General features: G+C 65.3%; 21 protein-coding genes. 16 read left to right on the top strand and 5 right to left on the bottom strand.

The genetic code is table 11. The features are described 5' to 3' along the window. Positions 1–102 precede the first annotated feature (102 nt). Positions 103–1,896 carry a dynamin family protein gene (locus tag AC20117_RS20230; RefSeq protein ID WP_074703368.1) on the top strand — a complete coding sequence of 598 codons (1,794 nt, stop codon included), beginning with the start codon at positions 103–105 and terminating at the stop codon, positions 1,894–1,896. Further along, positions 1,893–3,542, top strand: a complete 1,650-nt coding sequence (locus AC20117_RS20225) for a GTPase (protein ID WP_074701994.1) — start codon at positions 1,893–1,895, stop codon at positions 3,540–3,542. Before AC20117_RS20230 ends, AC20117_RS20225 begins: the two co-directional genes overlap by 4 nt. On the opposite strand, the gene AC20117_RS20220 is transcribed toward AC20117_RS20225, so the two are convergent. Continuing rightward, positions 3,539–4,066 (bottom strand): DUF1697 domain-containing protein, encoded by a 528-nt coding sequence (locus AC20117_RS20220; RefSeq protein ID WP_074701995.1) that lies wholly within the window; start codon positions 4,064–4,066, stop codon positions 3,539–3,541. The two genes, AC20117_RS20225 and AC20117_RS20220, sit on opposite strands and share 4 nt — an antisense overlap. A gap of 106 nt (positions 4,067–4,172) precedes the next feature. Between AC20117_RS20220 and AC20117_RS20215 the strand changes: the two genes are divergently transcribed. Continuing rightward, on the top strand, positions 4,173–5,177 hold the full coding sequence (locus AC20117_RS20215; protein ID WP_074701996.1) for a thiamine-phosphate kinase: 1,005 nt from the start codon (positions 4,173–4,175) through the stop codon (positions 5,175–5,177). A gap of 10 nt (positions 5,178–5,187) precedes the next feature. Here AC20117_RS20215 and AC20117_RS20210 read toward each other — a convergent pair whose 3' ends face one another. Continuing rightward, entirely contained in the window at positions 5,188–5,907 is a 720-nt protein-coding gene (locus AC20117_RS20210; RefSeq protein WP_074701997.1) for an IclR family transcriptional regulator, read from the bottom strand. A 158-nt stretch (positions 5,908–6,065) separates the two neighbouring features. Between AC20117_RS20210 and leuC the strand changes: the two genes are divergently transcribed. The 6 genes from leuC (at position 6,066) to AC20117_RS20180 (ending at position 12,576) form a co-directional block, all read left to right on the top strand. Then, on the top strand, positions 6,066–7,544 hold the full coding sequence (leuC, locus tag AC20117_RS20205; RefSeq protein ID WP_074701998.1) for a 3-isopropylmalate dehydratase large subunit: 1,479 nt from the start codon (positions 6,066–6,068) through the stop codon (positions 7,542–7,544). A 24-nt stretch (positions 7,545–7,568) separates the two neighbouring features. After that, entirely contained in the window at positions 7,569–8,168 is a 600-nt protein-coding gene (gene leuD / locus AC20117_RS20200) for a 3-isopropylmalate dehydratase small subunit (RefSeq protein WP_074703369.1), read from the top strand. 110 nt (positions 8,169–8,278) lie between these two features. Then, entirely contained in the window at positions 8,279–9,595 is a 1,317-nt protein-coding gene (gene murA / locus AC20117_RS20195; RefSeq protein ID WP_074701999.1) for a UDP-N-acetylglucosamine 1-carboxyvinyltransferase, read from the top strand. Between the two features lie 16 nt (positions 9,596–9,611). Beyond that, entirely contained in the window at positions 9,612–10,397 is a 786-nt protein-coding gene (locus AC20117_RS20190; RefSeq protein ID WP_074702001.1) for a lysophospholipid acyltransferase family protein, read from the top strand. Then, on the top strand, positions 10,394–11,431 hold the full coding sequence (locus AC20117_RS20185; RefSeq protein ID WP_074702002.1) for an NAD(P)H-dependent glycerol-3-phosphate dehydrogenase: 1,038 nt from the start codon (positions 10,394–10,396) through the stop codon (positions 11,429–11,431). Before AC20117_RS20190 ends, AC20117_RS20185 begins: the two co-directional genes overlap by 4 nt. After that, on the top strand, positions 11,428–12,576 hold the full coding sequence (locus tag AC20117_RS20180) for a D-alanine--D-alanine ligase family protein (RefSeq protein ID WP_074702004.1): 1,149 nt from the start codon (positions 11,428–11,430) through the stop codon (positions 12,574–12,576). Before AC20117_RS20185 ends, AC20117_RS20180 begins: the two co-directional genes overlap by 4 nt. A gap of 54 nt (positions 12,577–12,630) precedes the next feature. On the opposite strand, the gene AC20117_RS20175 is transcribed toward AC20117_RS20180, so the two are convergent. After that, complete coding sequence (locus AC20117_RS20175; protein WP_074702006.1) at positions 12,631–13,119, bottom strand: DUF3515 domain-containing protein; 489 nt, start codon at positions 13,117–13,119, stop codon at positions 12,631–12,633. Positions 13,120–13,266: 147 nt separating this feature from the next. Here AC20117_RS20175 and AC20117_RS20170 point away from each other — a divergent pair, with 147 nt between their 5' ends. The 4 genes from AC20117_RS20170 (at position 13,267) to rsmD (ending at position 18,192) form a co-directional block, all read left to right on the top strand. Next, the gene (locus AC20117_RS20170; protein WP_074702007.1) at positions 13,267–14,292 is read left to right on the top strand and encodes an LCP family protein; all 1,026 of its coding nucleotides are present in this window, start codon (positions 13,267–13,269) and stop codon (positions 14,290–14,292) included. 146 nt (positions 14,293–14,438) lie between these two features. Beyond that, a complete protein-coding gene (locus tag AC20117_RS20165; protein WP_101632655.1) occupies positions 14,439–15,407 on the top strand; it encodes a DAK2 domain-containing protein in 969 nt (322 codons plus the stop codon). After that, positions 15,400–17,607 carry an ATP-dependent DNA helicase RecG gene (locus AC20117_RS20160; protein WP_236777381.1) on the top strand — a complete coding sequence of 736 codons (2,208 nt, stop codon included), beginning with the start codon at positions 15,400–15,402 and terminating at the stop codon, positions 17,605–17,607. Before AC20117_RS20165 ends, AC20117_RS20160 begins: the two co-directional genes overlap by 8 nt. A 3-nt stretch (positions 17,608–17,610) precedes the next feature. Continuing rightward, positions 17,611–18,192, top strand: a complete 582-nt coding sequence (rsmD, locus tag AC20117_RS20155) for a 16S rRNA (guanine(966)-N(2))-methyltransferase RsmD (RefSeq protein ID WP_074702009.1) — start codon at positions 17,611–17,613, stop codon at positions 18,190–18,192. On the opposite strand, the gene AC20117_RS20150 is transcribed toward rsmD, so the two are convergent. Together AC20117_RS20150 and AC20117_RS20145 are read right to left on the bottom strand one after the other, a co-directional pair. Then, positions 18,175–18,945 carry a spermidine synthase gene (locus AC20117_RS20150; protein WP_074702010.1) on the bottom strand — a complete coding sequence of 257 codons (771 nt, stop codon included), beginning with the start codon at positions 18,943–18,945 and terminating at the stop codon, positions 18,175–18,177. The genes rsmD and AC20117_RS20150 overlap by 18 nt on opposite strands. 2 nt (positions 18,946–18,947) lie before the next feature. Then, positions 18,948–20,189 (bottom strand): aminotransferase class I/II-fold pyridoxal phosphate-dependent enzyme, encoded by a 1,242-nt coding sequence (locus AC20117_RS20145; RefSeq protein ID WP_074702012.1) that lies wholly within the window; start codon positions 20,187–20,189, stop codon positions 18,948–18,950. A gap of 75 nt (positions 20,190–20,264) precedes the next feature. On the opposite strand from AC20117_RS20145, the gene coaD reads away from it, so the two are divergent. From coaD to rpmF, 3 genes are all read left to right on the top strand, one after another. After that, positions 20,265–20,747, top strand: a complete 483-nt coding sequence (gene coaD / locus AC20117_RS20140; RefSeq protein ID WP_074702014.1) for a pantetheine-phosphate adenylyltransferase — start codon at positions 20,265–20,267, stop codon at positions 20,745–20,747. Positions 20,748–20,862: 115 nt separating this feature from the next. Next, positions 20,863–21,438 (top strand): YceD family protein, encoded by a 576-nt coding sequence (locus AC20117_RS20135; protein ID WP_074703372.1) that lies wholly within the window; start codon positions 20,863–20,865, stop codon positions 21,436–21,438. Between the two features lie 2 nt (positions 21,439–21,440). Further along, entirely contained in the window at positions 21,441–21,644 is a 204-nt protein-coding gene (gene rpmF / locus AC20117_RS20130) for a 50S ribosomal protein L32 (RefSeq protein ID WP_055240805.1), read from the top strand. Positions 21,645–21,646 lie beyond the last annotated feature (2 nt).

Below are 21,646 nucleotides of genomic sequence, written 5' to 3'. Positions count from 1 at the left end.
TGTCCGGGGCCGGTTTTTTTGTGCCCAAATCCAGGTCCTGTTCCGCCCACGCTTTATGCCAGTTTTCCCATGTCAGCGGCGAATGCCTTGAGTGCTGGCATGATGGAATCTGTGACAGGTACAACAGATGGCCGTGCGGCACAGGCCTCCGATGGGCTGGCATTGGCGGAGGAGGTCCGCGATGCGCTCGGCGAGCTGACGCTTCCGCTTCATCTGCCCGGAGCCGCACAGGCCCGCCAGGACATCCATGCAGCGCTGGACCAGCTGGAGGATTATGTCCTGCCGCGCTACCGGAGTCTGGACGCTCCGCTGCTGGCCGTTGTGGGCGGATCCACCGGCGCCGGCAAATCAACGCTGGTCAACGCGCTGGCAGGCCGCCCGGTCACCCGCACGGGTGCCATCAGGCCAACTACGCGCCAACCTATCCTGCTGCACAATCCGCGGGACCGTTCCTGGTTTGCGGACCAGCGCGTTCTGCCCGCCCTGAACCGCATCACCTCGGCCGCGGAGCCTGCCCGTGCACTGCCGGCGGAGCGGGCCGGTGCCGATCCGGATCCGCGCGCCATGTCGTCCCTGGTCCTCGTCTCGGAGTCCACGATCCCGCCCGGCATCGCCCTGCTGGATGCACCCGATGTGGACTCCATATCGGACGATAACCGCAAGCTGGCCGGGCAGTTGCTGTCCGCGGCGGACCTGTGGCTGTTCGTGACCACGGCCAACCGCTATGCGGACGCCGTGCCGTGGAAGCTGCTCCTGGAAGCCGCCGGCCGGGACATTCTCGTAGCCGTGGTGCTGGACCGCGTTCCAGCCGGCGTCGAGGACGAGGTCCGGGCGGACCTCGCCGGGCTCCTGGAACGCGAAGGGCTGGGCAACGCGCGGCTCTTTGTCGTCCCGGAGTCGCCCCTTGATGAACTGGGCATGCTGCCGGTTGCCGCAGTGACGGATATCCGCGGCTGGCTGCTGGAGATTTCCGCGGATGCGGCGGGAAGGGCCGCCATTGCGCGCCGGACCCTGAGCGGTGCCGTGGCATCGTTGGCTGCCACAACCGCGTCCGTGGCGGATGCCCTGGATGCCCAGTCCGTCGCTGCCGCCAGGCTGCGCGACGACGTGCTGGACGCCTACAACGGTGCAGCCCGGCGGACGCTCGACTCCACGCAGGACGGCACGCTGCTGCGCGGCGAGGTGCTGGCCCGCTGGCAGGACTTCGTCGGAACGGGCGAATTCTTCCGCTCGATCGAGAGCGGGATCGGCAGGCTGAGGGACCGGATCGGCGCCTTCTTCAGCGGTAAGCCCGCACCCTCCGTCAACGTCGAGGCCGCCATCGAAACGGGGCTGCAGGCCGTGATCGTGGACGAGGCAGCAAAGGGCGCCGAGGACGCCGACGCACGGTGGCGCAACGATCCGGCCGGGCGGCAGCTGCTGGGCAGCAGGGATCTGTCCACCGTCAGCGACGGCTTCAGCGACAAGGCCTCGGCCGAAATCCGGGCCTGGCAAGGGGACCTGCTGGAAATGATCCAGACGGAGGGCGCCAGCAAGAGGCTTACCGCCAGGATGCTTTCCTTCGGGGTGAACGGGCTCGGCGTGGCGCTAATGGTGGTGGTCTTCGCCGCCACCGGTGGCCTCACCGGCATCGAGATCGGGGTGGCCGGCGGAACAGCCGTGGTCGGCCAAAAACTGCTGGAGGCCGTTTTCGGCGAAGACGCAGTCCGCCGCCTCGCCCGCAAGGCGCGGGAAGAGCTGAAGCTCCGGACGGAAAACCTCATGCGGGAGGAAGCAACACGTTTCCTGTCCCTGATTGACGACCGGGACGCCGCGGCGCTTGCCGCCGGACTGCGCGGCCAATCAACGCAGCTGTCCGAACTGGCCCGACGGACCGGAGCGGAGGGCGCGGCATGAGCCGGCACCGGGGAGAGAAGGAAAGCTCGCCGCTGAGCAGCCGGCTGGAGGCCCTGAACATTGCGCGCGAACTTGCCGAAGAACGCCTGCCGGACGAGACCCTGGCACCCGTCGCGGAGGTACTGAACCGTGCTAGCACCCGGCGCTCCTTGTCGGCAGAACATACCGTTGTCGGTTTCTTCGGCGCCACGGGCAGCGGCAAGTCATCACTGTTCAACGCGGTTGCCGGACAGGAAGTAGCTACCGCTGCCGCCCGCCGGCCGACGACTTCCGAGCCGTTGGCAGGCGTCTGGAATCCTGCCGGAAGCGAGCCGCTGCTCGATTGGCTCCAGGTCAAAAAGCGGCATCTGATGGACGGTCCGCCGCCCAGCGGCCGTCAGGATCGTGGTGCCGATCAGGACGGCTACGGCGGACTGATCCTGCTCGATCTTCCTGACTTCGACTCCACCGCCGTCGAACACCGGGAGATTGTGGAACGCCTTGCGGGCCAGGTGGACGTACTCGTCTGGGTGCTGGACCCGCAGAAATATGCCGATGCCGCCCTGCACCAGGGTTTCCTGCGCCCGCTTGCCTCGTACGGAGCCGTGTCCATGGTGGTGCTCAACCAGATCGACCGGCTGGCTACGCGCGAGGTGCGGCCGGTGCTGGACTCGCTGAAGCAGATCCTGGCGCAGGACGGACTCGACGGTGTGGCGGTCTTCCCAGCCTCTGCGAAGACCGGGGCAGGAGTCGAGGAACTGCGCGCGGCCATCCGGACCGTGGTCGACCGGCGCCGCGCCAGTACGGAACGCCTGCTGGCCGATATCGACGCTTCTGCCGCTGCGCTGGCGGACGGCTCGTCCGGCCCGGCGCTTCCGGCTGTGCCGAAGGAAGCCAAGCAGACGCTGTCCGAGCACCTGGCCCAGTCGGCGAGCGTGGACGTGGTGGCGGAAGCGGTGCGCAAATCCTACCGCAGGCACTCGCACGCCAACACCGGTTGGCCGGTCACCCGGTGGCTGGGCAAACTGCGCCGCGATCCGTTGAAGCGGCTCAACCTCGACCGCCGGGACGTCAATCCTGCGGTGAACCGGTCTTCCCTGCCTGAACCTGGCCCCGCCCAGCGGGCGCAAGCGGATTCCGCGGTCAGGACCTTCGCCGATGCGGCCGGCAGCCGGGCACCGGAAGTATGGCGTGGCTCCATCCGCAGGGCGGCCCGCGCCAGCGCACCCGAGCTGCCCGACGCCCTCGACCAGGCCATGGCCGGGACTGATTTAGGCTCGAACCGGAAGTCGTGGTGGTGGCCGGTGATCGGTATTCTCCAGTGGATCGCCCTGGCCGCGGCGGCCGCCGGCGCCCTCTGGCTTCTGGGGCTGGCCGTTCTGGGCTACTTCCAGTTCGAAGTGCCTCCGGCGCCGCGGGTCGAGGGCTTCCCGGTGCCCACGCTGCTGCTGGTGGCCGGCGTCCTGCTGGGCATTGTGCTGGGGCTGGCATCGGGATTGGTGGCCCGGGTGGCAGCGGCATCAAGGGCAGCCAAAGCACGACGGCGGCTGCGCTCCGCCGTGGCCCAGGTTGCGGAGAGGAAAGTGGTGGCCCCGGTAGAGGAAGAGATCCGCCGGTACAACAGCTTCCGGGACGCCCTGGCGGCCGCGCGCGGGGGCACGGGCTAGCCGGCGGCAGCCAGAACCTTCAGCATCGTACGGAGGTTGCGTGTCGTCGTCGTACTTTTGAATCTCTTGTGTGCCACCAGCTTGTTCACCGGGCTGTCCAGCGTCCCGCCCTTGGCCGCCGTCCAGGCCATCGCTTCGGGTCCCAGCAGAATGCCGTCCCCGTCTGCGGCGGCGGCTGCCTTGTGCAGTTCCTGCAGCTCGGCCGGATCCGACGTGACGGTGACGTAGGCGTGGACGCCGGCGTTGTCGGCAGGATAGGGGCACACCGCCACCAGTTCGTTCAGCCGTTCAGCACTGAGGACTACGACCCAGGCGTCGTAGCCGAAGCGCTCGCGCAGTTTCGCCTCGACCAGTTGCTTCACCTCGTCGGCCGAGCCGTCGCTGGCGCACACAATGTTGCCGCTGGCCAGCAGCGTCCTGACGTCTTGGAGGGGCAGCTCGGCCAGGGCTGCTTTCAGCTCTGCCATCTTGATGTTGATACCGCCGACGTTGATCCCGCGCAGGAAGATGGCATAGGTGGTCATGGGGGCAGATTACCGGTTGGCGCGGCGGTAGTGAATGATCTAGTGAGGACCAAACGCAAACAAGGCCGCGCAGGATTTTCCGGGGCCGGAACGGGGAAGCGGAGAAGTGGCGGAACATCACACGGTGGCTCAACTGGACGAGCGGGCCCTGCTGGAACGGATCTTCCCGCGGCTGGGTACGGCCGACGTGCCGGTGGGCCCCGGGGACGATGCCGCGGTGATCGAGGCTCCCGACGGGCGTACCGTGATCTCCATCGACACCCTGGTCCAGGACCAGGACTTCCGGCTCGAATGGGCCAGCGGCTACCGGAGTTCAGGGTTCGACGTCGGGTGGAAATGCGCGGCGCAGAACGTTTCGGACATCAACGCGATGGGTGCCGTGCCCACTTCGCTGGTCATCAGCCTGACTCTCCCCGGGAACACACCGGTGCGCTGGGTGGAGGACATGGCGGACGGACTGCGCACGGCGCTGCACGAACTGGGGGCGGAGCGGTGCGCCGTGGTGGGCGGCGACCTAGGCCGCGGCGCCGTCCTGGTGGTGACGGCAGCGGTTACTGGGGATCTGCAAGGCCGGGCGCCGGTCCTGCGGTCCGGGGCGCGTCCGGGAGACGTGGTTGCTGTCGGCGGATCGTTGGGCAGGGCGGCCGCAGGGCTGGCGTTGCTTGAGGGAACTTCGGGGTACGGCGGGATGCCGCCCGAGCTGCAGGCTCTGGCCGCCGCGCAGTCACGGCCGCTGCCGCCGCTGGCGCTGGGACCGCGGGCTGCGCAGGCCGGGGCGCACGCCATGATGGACATCTCCGACGGACTGATCCGCGACGCCGGACGGCTGGCCCGTGCGAGCGGCGCCGCCCTGGCCCTTGACTACCGGCGGCTGGACCATTTCGAGGCCCCGCTGCGGCAGGCGGCCCTCATGCTGGGCGCGGATCCGCGGCACTGGGTGCTGGGCGGGGGAGAGGACCACGGGCTGCTGGCGGTTTTCCCGCCCGCGGCAGGGCTGCCCGAGGGCTTCGTACACATTGGGAGCGTTGCCGAAGCTGCGGCCTGTCCCGCCGAGGTGACCGTGGACGGCGAGGTGCCGGACGTGCTCGGCTGGGATCACTTCAAGGGCTGACTTCTGGCGTTCAGTCCGCGGTCTTGCGCAGCGCGTCGGTCAGCTGCTGTGCGGCCTGGACCACCACTTCTGCGTGGATGCGGCCCGGCTGGCGGCTGAGCCGCTCGATCGGTCCGGATATGGAGACGGCTGCGATCACCCGGCCGGAAGGCCCGCGCACGGGAGCGGAAACGGAGGCGACCCCGGGTTCCCGCTCGCCCAGACTCTGGCCCCAGCCGCGGCGGCGGACGCCGGCAAGTACCGTCGGCGTGAAGCGGGCGTTCTTCAGCCCCTCCAGCAGGCGCTCATGATCCTCCCAAGCCAGCAGGACCTGGGCCGCCGAGCCGGCCTTCATGGAGAGCTGGGTGCCCACCGGAATGGTGTCGCGCAGGCCGATCGGCCGCTCCGCCGAGGCCACGCACACCCGCCATTCGCCCTGCCGGCGGAATACCTGCGCGCTCTCGCCGGTGGCATCCCGCAGGGCAAGCAACACCGGGCCGGCGGAGGCGATGAGGCGGTCTTCGCCGGCGGCCGAAGCCAGTTCAACCAGCCGGCTGCCCAGGACGAACCTGCCCTGGATGTCGCGGCTGACCAGCCGGTGGTGGACCAGGGCCAGCGCCAGGCGGTGGACAGTGGGCCGCGCGAGCCCGGTGGCGGCCACCAGTTGAGCCAATGTTGTGGGCCCGGCCTCCAACGTATCCAGCACCATGGCTGCCTTATCGATAACTCCGACGCCGCTTGATTTGTCCATAACATGATATTGCCGTCTCATTATCTGAGATGCAAGTCGAAAAAGTAGCGGGCGGCGATGCGGGCTGGGAGAGTTGAAGTACATACTTCTGCGGGCGCCGATGGCAGCTGAATACCGGTTGAAACGGCCCGCGCTGTCACTGATGGAGGGAGCTGGCTATGGCCGGTACAACTGCGGGCAAGACGCTCGCCGAAAAGGTGTGGAATGCACACGTGGTGCGCAAGGGCGACGGCGAAGGAGCCGCGCAGCAGCCTGACCTGCTCTACATCGATCTCCATCTTGTTCACGAAGTCACCTCCCCGCAGGCTTTTGAAGGGCTCCGCCTGGCCGGCCGCCCGCTGCGCCGCCCGGATCTGACCATCGCCACGGAGGACCACAACACTCCCACGCTGGACATCGACAAGCCGATCGCGGATCCGACCAGCCGCACCCAGATCGAGACGCTGCGGGCCAACTGCAAGGAGTTCGGCGTCCGGCTGCACTCCCTGGGCGACGCAGAGCAGGGCATTGTGCACGTTGTCGGCCCCCAGTTGGGTCTGACCCAGCCGGGACTCACCGTGGTCTGCGGCGACTCGCACACGTCCACGCACGGCGCCTTCGGCGCGCTGGCGTTCGGCATCGGCACCTCCGAGGTCGAGCACGTCATGGCCACGCAGACCTTGTCGCTAAAGCCGTTCAAGACCATGGCGATCAACGTTGAGGGCACCCTGCGTCCGGGCGTGACCTCGAAGGACATTATCCTCGCGGTCATCGCCAAGATCGGCACCGGCGGGGGACAGGGCTACGTGCTGGAATACCGCGGTTCGGCCATCCGGGACCTGTCGATGGAAGCGCGGATGACCATCTGCAACATGTCCATCGAAGCCGGTGCCCGCGCCGGCATGGTGGCGCCGGACGAGACCACCTTCGAATACCTGAAGGGCCGGCCGCACGCCCCCGAGGGTGCGGACTGGGACGCCGCCGTCGAGTACTGGCAGACGCTGCGCACCGAGGACGACGCCGAGTTCGACGCCGAGGTCTTCCTCGATGCGGACACGCTGGAGCCGTTCGTCACGTGGGGCACCAACCCCGGACAAGGCGTCTCCCTCTCCGAGTCGGTTCCTTCGCCGGAGGACTTTGCGGACGAAAATGCCAAGGCCTCGGCCGAACGCGCTCTGACCTACATGGATCTCAAGGCCGGCACGCCGATGAAGGACATCCGGGTGGATACCGTTTTCCTCGGCTCCTGCACCAACAGCCGCATCGAGGACCTGCGCATCGCTGCAGACATCATCCGCGGCCGCAGCAAGGACCCGAACATCCGCATGATGGTGGTGCCCGGCTCTGCCCGCGTCCGGCTGGAAGCCGAGGCTGAGGGGCTGGACCAGGTCTTCAAGGACTTCGGCGCCGAGTGGCGTTTTGCCGGCTGCTCGATGTGCCTGGGCATGAACCCGGACCAGCTGGCTCCGGGCGAACGCTGCGCCTCCACGTCCAACCGCAACTTCGAGGGACGCCAGGGCAAGGGCGGCCGCACGCACCTCGTGTCGCCTGTGGTGGCAGCGGCGACCGCAGTACGAGGCACCTTGAGTTCGCCGTCGGACTTGGATCCTGTTGACGAGGGCCAGGCTCGCCGCCTGAGCGAAACCAGCGCAGCTTAACGCGGATTAGGGGAAACAATGACCATGGAAAAATTCACCACCCACACCGGTATCGGCGTTCCGTTGCGGCAGTCCAATGTCGACACGGACCAGATTATTCCTGCGGTGTACCTCAAGCGCATCACCCGCACCGGATTCGAGGACGCGCTGTTTTCGGCCTGGCGGAAGAAGGAAGACTTCATCCTGAACCAGGAGCCGTTCAACCGCGGTTCGGTGCTGGTGGCCGGCTCCGATTTCGGCACTGGCTCCTCCCGCGAGCACGCGGTATGGGCACTGAAGGATTACGGCTTCAGGGTGGTCCTCTCGTCGCGCTTCGCGGACATCTTCCGGGGCAACTCGGGCAAGCAGGGCCTGCTGGCCGCACAGGTCGCCCAGGACGACATCGAGTTGATCTGGAAGGAACTGGAGAACCATCCGGGCACCGAAATCACGGTGGATCTGAACTCGAAGACGGTGGTCTGCGGAACCCTCACGGCGCCGTTCGAGATCGATGACTACACGCGCTGGCGCCTGCTCGAGGGGCTGGACGACATCGGGCTGACGCTCCAGCACGAAGAGGACATCACCAGCTACGAGGCAACCCGTCCGTCCTGGAAGCCGAAAACTCTCCCGGCGCGGTCCTAACATCGGCGTGGCTAATCGCACTTTATTTCGGGATGGTCACGGTAGCTTCTATGCTTAGCTGAGGCCTTCGCGAAGTTTGGAGGCGTTGCAGATCGAGGAAACAGGTGTATATGGCAAGCGTTCTGACCATCCGCGGAGGAGTCCCTCTTAGGGGAAAGGTATCCGTCCGGGGAGCCAAGAACCTCGTACCAAAAGCCATGGTTGCCTCCCTGCTGGGCAACGATCCTTCGCTGCTGCGCAACGTTCCGGAGATCAAGGACGTCGAGGTAGTGACGAGCCTGCTGCGCCTGCACGGCGTCGAGGTCACCAAGGATCCTGTCACCGGTGACCTGTCCCTGGACCCCACCAAGGTCAAGACGGCCCAGATGAAGGACATCGACGCGCATGCCGGCGACTCCCGCATCCCGATCCTCTTCTGCGGGCCGTTGATCCATGCCATCGGGGAAGCGTTCATCCCTGACCTGGGCGGCTGCAAGATCGGCGACCGCCCGATCGATTACCACCTGGATGTGCTGCGCCAGTTCGGCGCCGTGGTGGAGAAGCGCGAGGGCGGTATCTCCATTTCCGCTCCCAAGGGTTTGAAGGGCGCCAAGCTCTCGCTGCCCTACCCCAGCGTCGGCGCCACCGAGCAGGTGCTGCTCACGGCCACCCGCGCCGAGGGCATCACCGAGCTCAGCGGGGCGGCGATCGAGCCGGAAATCATGGACCTGATCGCGGTCCTGCAGAAAATGGGCGCCATCATCTCGGTGCAGACGGACCGGGTCATCCGGATCGAGGGCGTTCCGCACCTCAGCGGCTTCAACCACCGCGCGCTGCCGGACCGCAATGAGGCAGCGTCCTGGGCTTCGGCCGCGCTGGTCACCCAGGGTGACATCTATGTTGAGGGCGCGATGCAGCCGGATCTGACCGCGTTCCTGAACACCTACCGCAGAATCGGCGGCGCCTTTGATATCGACGACGAAGGCATCCGGTTCTACCACACCGGCGGGAAGCTCTCGCCGCTCGTCCTCGAAACCGACGTGCATCCGGGCTTCATGACGGACTGGCAGCAGCCCCTGGTGGTCGCGCTGACCCAGGCAGCCGGCGTGTCCATCGTCCACGAAACGGTCTACGAAAACCGCTTCGGGTTCACCCAGGCCCTGATCCGGATGGGAGCCAGCATCCAGGTGCACCGCGAGTGCCTGGGCAGCATCCCCTGCCGTTTCGGCCAGCGCAATTTCCTGCATTCGGCCGTCATCTCGGGTCCCACCCAGCTGCAGGGCACTGACATCGACATTCCTGATCTGCGCGGCGGCTTCAGCCACCTGATTGCGGCCCTGGCGGCGAACGGCACGTCCCGCGTGACCGGTATTGAACTGATCAACCGGGGTTACGAGCGGTTCCAGTCCAAACTGGAGAACCTCGGCGCGGACTTCGACATTGCCTGAAGCGGCGGAACGAAGGATGAAGCCGTCCATGAAGGAACGGGCCACGCTCGGCACCTTGGCCGCTTTGGTGCGGCCGGTGCTGAACTTGGTCCTCCGGCGTAAGTGGGAGGGGACGGAGAACCTGCCGCAAGGCTGCGGGATCATCGTCTGCCCCAACCACAACACGGAAATTGATCCACTGGTGGTCGGCCACTTCGTCTACAACCAGGGCTTCTTCCCGCATTTTCTGGCCAAGGCCTCCCTGTTCAAGATCCCGGTGGTCGGTGCCATCCTGTCGGCTGCCAAGCAGATCCCCGTGGAGCGCAGCAGCGCCGGAGCAAACCGTTCCCTCAGCGTGGCCCGGGAGGTGATGGATCAGGGCGGTGCCGTGATCATTTACCCGGAAGGCACGCTGACCCGGGATCCGGACTTGTGGCCCATGCGCGGCCGGACCGGCGCGGCCAGACTGGCGCTCCAGACCGGGGCGCCGGTGGTGCCGGTTGCCCATTGGGGCGCTAACGAGCTGTTCCCGCGCTACGCGAAGAAGTTGCATATCTTTCCGCGCAAGACGGCAAGAGTGGTTGCCGGACCGCCAGTGGACCTGAGCGAATTCATCGGCCAGCCGCTGACGAAAACCGTCCTCGAGGAGGCGACGAGCAGGATCCTGGACGCCGTGACGGAACTGCTGGCTGGACTCCGCGCCGAGCAGCCGCCGTCCGAGCGCTGGGACCCGGCCGTACGGGGCCAAAACGCCACCGGCCGGAACTTCGAAGTGTCCCCGCCTGCCGACCTGCCACCCACATCACCGGAGGAAAAGCCGTGAGCCCGCACCAGGAACTGCCCGCTGTCGTGGGTGTTCTGGGCGCCGGCAGCTGGGGCACAACGTTTGCCAAAGTCGTGGCTGACGCCCATCCGGGCATCCAGGTGCGCCTGTGGGCGCGGCGGCCTGAAGTGGCGGAGGAAATCAACAACCGCCACCTGAACAGCCAGTACCTCAACGACATCCGTCTGCCGGATAACCTGACCGCCTCCGGTGAGGTTGCCGAGGTCATGGACGGGGCGGAGCTGGTGGTTCTGGCCGTTCCGGCGCAGACGCTGCGTCCGCAGCTGGCGGCCTTGAAGCCGTTGCTGGGGGACACCGCCGTCGTTGTTTCCCTCATGAAGGGCCTGGAGCGCGGCACTGACTCGCGGATGAGCGAAGTCATCAAGGAAGAACTTTCGCTGCCCGATTCGCGGATCGCGGTGATTTCCGGCCCCAATCTGGCCATGGAGATTGCGCGCAAGGAACCCACCGCCTCGGTGGTGGCCTGTACCGACCGCGATGTGGCGCAGTGGATCGCCAACACCTGCACCGCCCGGTACTTCCGCCCCTACACCAACACGGACGTCGTGGGCGTGGAGATCGGCGGGATCGTCAAGAATGTGATCGCCTTGTGCGTGGGCATCTGCGACGGCAAGCACATGGGCGATAACACGAAGGCCTCCGTAATCACCCGCGGACTGGCGGAAACCACGCGCCTCACGCTGGCGCTGGGCGGCGAGCTGGAAACGATGGCGGGGCTGGCCGGCCTGGGGGATCTGGTGGCGACATGCTCGTCCCCGCTCTCGCGCAACCACACGGCAGGCCGCCTGCTGGGCGAAGGCCTGACGCTGGACGAAGTCAACCAGCGCATGACCCAGACCGCGGAGGGCATCAAGTCCGGGCGCGCGGTGCTGGACCTGGCCACCCAGGTAGGCGTGGAAATGCCGATTACCGAAAGCGTGGTCGCCGTCCTCGAAGGAGAGATTTCCGTCGAGGACCTGGCCCCGCGACTGCTCACCCGTGAGCTCAAATCCGAAGGCGAACAGGAACAGTGAACAAAGAACCGAACAGCCCGAATGCCGCGGCAAATGCGCGCAAACCGCGTGTCGCCGTCCTCTTCGGCGGCCGTTCCAGCGAGCACTCGGTCAGCTGTGTGACGGCTGCAGGCGTGCTGGCGGCCATTGACCAGGAAAAGTACGACGTCGTTCCGATCGGCATTGCTCCCAACGGCCAGTGGACCTTGGTCTCCGAGGATCCCGCCCGCTGGTCCCTGACCGCGGAGACCCGGCCCGAGGTCGCCCCCGCGGCGGAATCTTTGCTGTTGACCGCGGGGAATTCCGGCACCGAACTGGTGGTCCGTTCTGCCTCCGAAGCCATCCGGAGCCTCGGACAGGTCGACGTGGTGCTGCCGCTGCTGCATGGGCCTTTCGGGGAAGACGGCACCCTGCAGGGCCTGCTGGAAATGGCCGACGTGCGCTATGTGGGCGCCGGCGTCCTGGCATCCGCCGTCGGGATGGACAAGCACTACATGAAGGTGGTCTTCGAAGCCGCCGGGCTCGAAGTCGGACCCTACGAGGTCATTACGGACCGTCAGTGGCAGCAGGATCCGGATTCGGCCCTGGCGCGTGTGGCGGGACTGGGCTTCCCGGTCTTCGTGAAGCCGGCCCGCGCCGGTTCCTCGATGGGCATCAGCAAGGTTTCCGACGCAGCCGAACTGCGCTCCGCCATCGAAGCCGCACGGGAGCACGATCCGAAGATCGTCGTCGAAGCGGGAATTGTCGGCCGTGAAATCGAGGTGGCCGTCCTGCAGGGACGCGGCTGCGATGACCCGCGCACCAGCCTCCCGGGCGAGATCGCGGTGCAGCCGGGTGTCCACGACTTCTACGATTTCGAGGCCAAGTACGTAGACGGTGCGGCTGCGGCACTCAGCTGCCCGGCGGACCTGCCGTCGGAAGCCACCGACCGGGTCCGCGAACTCGCAGGCAAGGCGTTCGACGCGGTCGCGGGAGAGGGCCTTTCCCGGGTGGACTTCTTCTACACGCCGGACGGCCATCTCATCATCAACGAGATCAACACCATGCCTGGGTTCACCCCGATCAGCATGTACCCGCAAATGTGGGCCAAGTCAGGCCTGCCCTACACCGAACTCATCGACGAACTGATCTATCTCGCCCTGAACCGCAAGACCGGACTGCGCTAACCGCTGGAACGGACGCACTTCCCTCAGGTGCGGCTCCCGCTCGGCGTCCCGTGGCTACGAGGCGTCGAGCGTATCCGTCGGGTTGATGCACTTGTTCGTCTGCGGAATCTCCGCGGCCGCGTCGGCCAGATCCACCAGAATGGTGGACTCGGCCACCTCGTCAGGATTGAAAATAAGTTCCGTTGCCGGCTCGCGGCCGTAGGTAGTGGCAGTCCAGGTCTCTTCGCCCTCGTGCAGGACCCAATCGATGCCGTTGACCGTGACACACCGGTCCGTGGTCGGTCCGGGGACCGGGACGCCGCAGCGCAGGATGACCTTGGACGGGTCGCCCCAGGCAGCGGTGGCCTGGCTGGAGGTCTCGCGGCGCTCAGCGTCAGCAACGAACTCCGGCAGGATCACCATCATCGGGGCACAGGCGGGATTGGCGGCGTCTTCGGCGCCATCAACCTGCACGATGGGAGAGCAGGCCGTTGCTGTGAAAACTATGCCTGCCCCCAGTAACAAGGCAGGCAGGTTTCGGCTCAGGGCGTTCATCCGGGACATAGATCCAGCCTATCCGTTTGCTGGGACGGACCGTAACGGGGGACGCCGTTGAGACCCCGTGCTCGCCGTTGAACGGCAGGGCCTTGCAGGAATCGTCCAGTTTCGGCCACTATGCTCGTCCGTGGCCCGTTTCAAGAAAGTGAATGAATGACGTCTGACTACGACTATGACTACGCCCCTCCCCGCCGCCGCAAGCGCCGGCCCGTGCGCAAGGTGCTCGCCGTGCTGGCGGCCTTGCTGGCCGTGGCCATCGTTATCGGCGGCAGCTATGTCTTTTACCTGGCAAACGTCTTCGACAACAATTCGCAGAAAATTGAGAATGCGTTCCCGGAGAACCGTGTCAGCAAGGTAGCCGGTGATGGCTCCAAGAACATTTTGCTGATGGGAACTGACGCTGACGGCGGAAGCGGCGAGGGTGAAAACCTGGCCGGAGTTCCCAACGGCGGCCGGACGGACACGATGATGCTCGTGCATGTACCGGAAAACCGCGACAAGGTCTACGTCATGTCGATCATGCGCGACACCTGGACCACGATCCCCGGTTATGGAGAGCACAAGATCAACTCCGCCATGGCGTTCGGCGGCACCCCGTTGGTGGTCGAAACGATAGAGACATTGTTCAACGCGCGCATCGACCATGTGGCCTCCGTTGATTTTGCCGGCTTCCGGTCGCTGACTGACGCCCTTGGCGGGGTGGAGATCGATAATCCTGCCGCCTTCCAGATCACCGGCGGAAACGGCGAATCCTTCCCCGAAGGTGTGCAGACCCTCGACGGCGAGTCCGCCCTGAATTTCGTCCGGGAGCGCAAGTCGTTCACCAACGGCGACTACCAGCGAGTGGCCAACCAGCAGTTGTTCGTCAAAGCACTGGTGTCCGAAATCCTTTCACCGACCACCCTGGCCAATCCGCTGCGGATGAGCGGAGTCGTCTCCGAATTCTCGCCTTATATCAGCGTTGATTCGGAATTCAGCGGCCCGGCGGCCGCCTTCCTTGGCGCCAGTCTGTGGAAGGTGCGCGGTAACGACATCGAGATGTTTACGCTTCCGTCACTGGGTACCGGGATGTCTGCCGACGGCCAGTCCATTGTGCTCAAGGACGAAGCGGCCATCGCCGAAATATCCGAGGCAATGAGCAATGGGTCGATGGCCGATTATCTCGCTTCCGCCAGCTAGAGGCTCGGGGAACTGCACCTGATTTGCAGCCATGCCCAAAACGTTACGCACGGTCAGGCTCCGGCTACGGTAGGCTCGGTTAACGCCGGAGAACTGAAAGAGTCCGTTGGCCTTTTTTGTGCCGGCGGCAGCGGGATTGGAACACCTTGCACGCAAAGATAGCCGCGAATACACAGGCGCTCAAGCGCTGGCTGGCGAAAGCGGAAGAGGTGCTTGGCAACCACAGCGACCGGCTCAATGCCATCAACATCTTCCCGGTTGCGGACGGGGACACGGGCACCAACCTGTATCTGACGGTGAGGTCAGCCTCCCTGGCTGCCGCCGAGACGGACACCACGGATGTCGGCGAACTGCTGGCGGCCAGCGGTCAGGCCGCCATGGAGGAAGCTCGCGGAAACTCCGGCACCTTGTTCGCGGTCTTCCTCTCGGCGATGGCGGAACCGCTGAAAGGCACCACCAGGATGACCGGACCGTTGTTGGCCGCGGCGCTCCAGCGGGCAGAGATCCGCTGCTGGTCCGCGTTGAGCGATCCGGTGCCCGGGACCATGCTCTCCGCCATGGAAGCAGTCTCACGGGCCGCTAATTCCCAGGGCGCCGCCCACAACGGCGACGATTCGAACCACGGTCTGGCAGTCACTCTGGAAGCAGTGGTTGAGGCCGCCGTCGACGCCGTTGTGCAGACCGAAGACCAACTCGGTGCGCTGGCTGCCGCGCAGGTGGTGGACGCTGGAGCCGTCGGCTTCCTGTTGATCATGGACACGTTGCGCTCCAGTGCCCTTGGCGTGGAACTGCAGCCGGAACTGCTGGACGGGTTGCACGGTTACAACCTGCAGGATCCGCATATCCATCTCGACCAGGCACACGAAGGAGTGGAAGTCATGTGCACCATCAACTTGAGTCCACTGGATGCCGCCACCCTGCGCCTGCAGCTGGACGAGCTGGGCGATTCCGTGATCCTGAGTGCGGTGACCGAGTCGGAGGTCGGCTACCGCTGGCGGGTCCACGCCCATGTCCCGGAAGCGGAGCCCGCCTTGGCCGCGATCCGGGCGTTCGCTGAACCGTCCAATCTGTCCGTGACCGATCTTTCCGCCCCGGTGTACGAGGCCCATGACTGAAAATCTGCCGGCAGAAGTGGAATTCGAACTGAAGCGGCGGCTGGGCCAGCGCAGCGCTTCGGCGCTGGAGAAGCACCTGGGCCTGACCACGGTCGGGGAACTGCTGAATTACTTCCCGCGCCGCTACCTCAAGCGCGGTGAGCTGACCAGTATTGCCGAGCTCCCGCGGGATGAAAACGTGACGTTGGTGGCCCGCGTTGTCAGCTGCACGACGCGCCGGATGCGTGCACGCAAAGGTACCCTGACCGACGTCGTCGTCAGCGATGATTCCGTCCGCGGATTGAACCAGGTGCATCTGACCTTCTTCAACGCCTACCGTGCGGACAAGGAACTGCTGCCGGGCACACTGGCCATGTTTGCCGGCAAGGTCACCACGTACCAAAGCCAGCTGACGCTGACCAATCCGGACTACGTGCTGCTTGAGGACGAGAGCGGCTTTGACGCAGAGGAAGCCCGGCGGCCCGTCCCGCTGTATCCCGCCACGGCCAAGCTGAGCAGCTGGCGGATCAAGGCCGCCGTCGAAGCTCTGCTCGACATCGTGGACTTCAGCCGGATCGAGGACCCGGTGCCGGCCGATATCGCCATCCGCGACCGGCTGTATTCGCTGGAGGACGCCTACCAGCAGATCCACCGCCCCCAGGACATGGAATCGGTGGCCAAAGCCCACGAGAGGTTCAGGTACCAGGAAGCGCTGATCCTGCAGACCGCGCTTGCCCGGCGCAGGGCACAAGCGGCCGCCGAGGAAGCAACAGCCAGGCCGCACCGCCGGGCTGGCTTGCTGGAGCGTTTCGACGCTTCGCTGCCCTTCACTCTCACCGGAGGCCAGCAGGAAGTCGGAGCCACCATTGCCGCGGAGCTCGCGGAGAACCACCCGATGAACCGGCTGCTGCAGGGCGAAGTGGGATCCGGCAAGACACTCGTTGCCCTGCGTGCCATGCTCCAGGTCATCGACGCCGGCGGCCAAGCCGTCCTGATGGCGCCAACGGAGGTGCTGGCAGGCCAGCACTACGAATCGATCCGGCGGATGCTGGGGCCGCTGGCCGAGGGCGGCATGCTTGGCGGCGATGAAAACGGCACTAGGGTCGTGCTGTTGACTGGTTCCGTGGTAGGAGCCGCCCGCCGCAGCGTCCTGCGGGATATCAACAGCAACGAGGCTGGCATCGTCATCGGCACCCACGCCCTGCTTTCGAAAGAGGTTGAGTATTACGATCTGGGCCTGATCGTCGTGGATGAGCAGCACCGCTTCGGCGTCGAGCAGCGCGACCAGTTGCGTGCACAGGCCATCAAGCCGCCGCACCTGCTGGTCATGACCGCCACACCGATCCCGCGCACCGTAGCCATGACCGTTTTCGGCGATTTGGAAACATCGGTACTGCGGGAACTGCCGGCCGGACGCGCCCCGATCCGTACCCATCTCGTGGGACTGGTGGAGAACCCTGGGTGGGCGGAACGGATCTGGGCCAGGGCGCGCGAAGAGGTCGACGCCGGCAGGCAGGTGTACGTGGTCTGTCCCAAGATCGGTGACGACGAAGGCGAGGATCCGGCGAGTTTTGAGCCGACTGCCGATGCCGGAGAGGAAAGCCGTCCGCTGGCTTCCGTCCAACGGATTGCCGAGTTCCTCGGGGAGCTGCCGGTCTTGTCCGGAGTGCGCATAGGTGTGCTTCACGGCAGGCTGGACTCGACGGAAAAGAATGCCACCATGGCCGCTTTCACCGAGGGGCAGCTGGACCTCCTCGTGTCTACCACCGTCATCGAAGTCGGTGTGGACGTGCCGAATGCCACGATGATGGTGATCCTTGATGCAGACCGGTTCGGCATTTCCCAGCTTCACCAGCTGCGGGGACGGGTGGGCCGCGGCTCGCTGCTGGGCACATGCCTGCTGGTCACAAGCCTGGAGCCGGGCCACCCCAGCCGGGAGCGGCTGCAAGCAGTGGAAGCGACCACTGACGGATTCCGGCTGGCCCAGGACGACCTGAAACTGCGGCGCGAAGGCGACATTCTGGGATCCTCCCAGTCCGGTGGCAAGTCCACGCTGAAGCTGCTGCGCGTCATCAAGGACGAAGCCGTGATCGAACAGGCCCGCAACGACGCCGCGGCGATTATCGAACACGACGCGCAGCTGGGGGACTACCCGGAGTTGGCCCAGGCCATCGAGCTGTATCTCAACCCGGAGAAAGAGGCATTCCTTGAGCGGGGGTAAACAGTGAGCCGGGTGGTGGCCGGGGCCGCCGGCGGCATGACGCTGGCCAATGTGCCGGGCACCGCCACGAGGCCGACGACGGATCGGGTCAAGGAAGCCTTGTTCTCACGGCTCGAGTCGTACGACGTCATCCATGACGCCGTCGTTCTGGACCTCTTTGCGGGGTCGGGTGCCTTGGGGGCCGAATGCGCCAGCAGGGGAGCAGCCCGCGTTGAGCTGGTCGAGCTGGCGGAGAAGGCCGCGGCCGTGTGCCGGCGCAACGCCGAGATGATCAATTCCGTGCTGCGCCGCGCCGTGGTGCAGGTCCACCGCACCGGTGCCGAGGGGTACCTCGCCCGGCTGCAGGAGGGCCGGCATTACAACCTGGTGCTGATCGATCCGCCGTATCCGCTCGCCGAAGACAAGCTGGCGGAGATCCTGGCCCTGCTGGAGCCGTTCCTGGCCGAGGGGTCGGTGGTCGTCGTCGAACGCTCCTCACGTTCGCCGGAACCATGTTGGCCGGCCGGGCTGGAGTGTTTTTCCGGCCGCAAATACGGTGAGACGCAGTTGTGGTTCGCGGAACCGGTCCTAAGCCAGCACGAATGACTCCAGCTCGGCGCCTGTGAGCACCCGCGCAGGATGTGGACCGGCGGCCAGCAGGGACTGCGTCCAGTCCTCCGGCCACGGATCCAGTCTCGCAGCGAGCACCAGGTTGCCGGCATAGCGGCTCGTGAACATGCCCGCTTCGCCCAGCACTGCCACCGCCGGCGTACAGTCCGATAGCTCCTTGATCTGACGCTTGGCAAAGGTCAGCGGAGGGTCGTCACCCACGTTGACCAGCAGCACTCCGCCGGGCGCCAGCAGTTTGAGCAGCTCGCTGTAGAAACCGCCCGTGGCCAAATGCTCCGGGGCATCTTCGCCGGCGAAGACATCGAGAACAACGACGTCGAACTCGCCGTCGATATCGCCGAAGGTCAGTTCCTGGCGGGCATCCCCGATATAAACTGTCAGATCGGTTCCCTCGGGCAGCGGCAGTTGGTCGATGACGTAGTCCAGCAGCTCCCGTTCCAATTCCACGGCATGCTGCTCGGAGCCCGGCCTGGTGGCCTGGAGGTAGCGCGCCAGCGTGAGTGCGCCGGCGCCCAGATGCAAGGAGCGCAGAGGCTGCCCTGGTTCGCCGGCAAGATCCACAACGTTGGCAATCCGGCGCAGATACTCGTAGAAGACATGCTCCGGGTGCTTCAGATCGACATGTGACTGTTCGGCTCCGCCGATACTCAGGATGTACGCTCCCGGCACCCTGGTGTCCGGGTCGATGGAGGCATGCAGGCCGCTGCCGCGAAGGAACCGGTTCGGCACCGTTAGAGCCTGTCCTTCAAGGTGGCGATCCGCGACGCCGCTTCCTCCAGCACATCCACACGTTTGCAGAAGGCGAAGCGCAGCAGCGACTTGGTCCGTTCCGCACCTTCCGGGTGGCAGAACACCGGAACCGGTATGGCTGCCACACCGACCAGCTCGGGGAGCCGGCGGGCCAATGCTGTTGCATCGGTAACGCCCAGCGGCGCCGCGTCCACATTGATGAAGTAGGTACCCTGCGGCGTGAAGACGTCCATGCCCGCCGCCCGCAAGCCTTCGCTCAGGATGTCCCGCTTGCGCTGCAGCGTGTTCGCTAAGTCTTCGTAGAACGATCCGTCCAGCGCGAGGCCGGCCGCCACGGCCGCCTGGAAGGGGGTGCCGGAGGAATAACTGAGAAATTGCTTGACGGTCCGCGCCGCCGCCACCAGCTCGGCCGGTCCACTCATCCAGCCGATTTTCCATCCGGTGAGCGAGAACGTTTTGCCAGCGGAGGAAATGGTCAGGGTGCGCTCCGATGCGCCGGGCAGCGTGGCCACGGGTATGTGGGCTACCCCGAAGGTGAGGTGTTCGTAGACCTCATCCGTGATGATGATGGCATCGTGTCGGTTGGCCAGCTCCACGATGCGCGTGAGCGCCTCCCGGGTGAAGACACTGCCCATCGGATTGTGCGGGTTGTTGACCAGGATGACGCGGGTCCGGTCGGAAAAAGCAGCCTCAAGCGCGGCCAGGTCCGGCTGGAACTCGGGCGCCAGCAACGGTGCGGTGACGTGGGTAGCGCCGCTGAGCGCGATCACAGCGCCGTACGAGTCGTAGAACGGTTCGAAGGTCAGAACCTCGTCGCCGGGGCCGGTCAAGGCCAGCAGGGCGGCGGCCAAGGCTTCCGTAGCCCCGGTGGTCACGATGATTTCCGTCTCCGGGTCCGGCGTCAGTCCATAGAAACGCCGTTGATGGTCGGAGATCGCTTCGCGCAGCGCGGGGATTCCCTTGCCCGGTGCATACTGGTTTGCGCCCGCCGAGATTGCGTCACGGGCAGCCTCCCGCATCAGGTCGGGACCGTCCTCGTCCGGGAACCCCTGGCCAAGGTTGATCGCGCCGGTTCGAACGGCCAGCGTGGTGATCTCCTCGAAGATGGTCACACCCAAATGACCGTCCGCACCGAGGAGGTTGGCGCCTTCGGCCGTGCGTAGCCACGGTGCACGGCTCCCGGAGGGGGATCCTTGGGCCAGGTTTTCGTCCGTTCTGCTCATGTCTCCCAGTAATATCACTACAACCGCGGGCTCACGTGGTGTGACTTGTGCAGTGAATGGATTAGATTCATAGATATGCGCCGAGCCGTCTGCCCTGGATCCTATGACCCCCTGCACAACGGGCACGTGGAAATCATTGCCCGTGCCGCCAGCATGTACGACGAAGTGATCGTCGCCGTCTCCACCAACTATGCGAAGAAATACAGGTTCTCCTTGGACGTGCGCCTGGACATGGCCCGCCAGACCCTGTCGTACCTGCGCGGGATCACCGTGGAGCCGATGGGCGACGGCCTGCTGGCGGAATTTTGCCGCAGCCATGGTGCAGGTGTCATCATCAAAGGGTTGCGTTCCACGCAGGATTACCAGTACGAACTGCCCATGGCCCGGATGAACCGTCATCTTACTGGCGTTGAAACGGTGTTCCTGCCGGCGGAGAACAATTACACTCACCTCTCATCCACTTTGATCAAGGAAGTGGCGGCGCTCGGCGGTGACATCGCGGACTTCGTACCGAAGGCCGTGCTGCAACGTTTCCAGCAGGGCGAACAAGGACAATAGTCCGGCGGAGCGTCCATTTGAGAGTATGGGCATCTTCGCGCTAAGATAATACGTCGGTCTATGTTCTATAGGAGTTCTCATCGTTGTGATCATGAATCATGATCAAAATTCGCCCCTGGCCATTTCGGTCAAGGATCTCGGGCGCAGCCCGGGTACTATGCGGACCCTGAACGAGCATGTACCTGCACCGGATCAGTTCGGTGCAGCACTCATTGGCGTGCAGGAAGGCTCTGATATGGAGCTGGATCTGCGGCTTGAGTCCGTACACGAAGGTATTCTGGTTTCCGGCACTGCCACCGTTGATGTAACGGGGGAGTGCGGGCGCTGCCTGGATGCAATCGAGTATGATCTCTCCGTCAGGGTGCAGGAACTCTTCTACTACGAGGGCTTCGATCCGCAGGATCAGGGCCCGGATGATGAAGAGGCTGAAGAGCAGCGGCGGGTAGAGCGCGATTCAATCGATCTCGAACCGGTGTTGCGGGACGCAGTGGTAACCGCCCTGCCGTTCCAGCCGGTGTGCCGGGAAGACTGTAAAGGCCTTTGTCCTGAATGCGGGATGCGCCTTGAAGAGGATCCGGGCCACCAACATGAGGTTTTGGATCCTCGCTGGGCAGCCCTCGCCGGGTTGGCTGGCACAGCTGCCGATGAGGCAGCAACACGTACAGAGTCAGACGAGAGAGAAGAGAGTTAGTCGTGGCTGTTCCCAAGCGGAAAATGTCCCGCTCGAATACGCGCGCACGCCGGTCCCAGTGGAAGGCAACTGCGCCCAACCTGGTCAAGACCGTTGAGAACGGCCGTGTCACCTACAGCCTGCCTCACCAGGCCAAGGTCGTCACCGACTCGGCAGGCACCGCGCTGTTCCTTGAGTACAAGGGCCGCAAGGTAGCCGACGTTTAATA

Source organism: Arthrobacter crystallopoietes (genome assembly GCF_002849715.1).
GTDB classification, from domain to species: Bacteria; Actinomycetota; Actinomycetes; order Actinomycetales; family Micrococcaceae; genus Crystallibacter; species Crystallibacter crystallopoietes.
The sequence above is the reverse complement of the archived record's forward strand: the minus strand, read 5'-3'. Positions and strand labels throughout refer to the sequence as shown.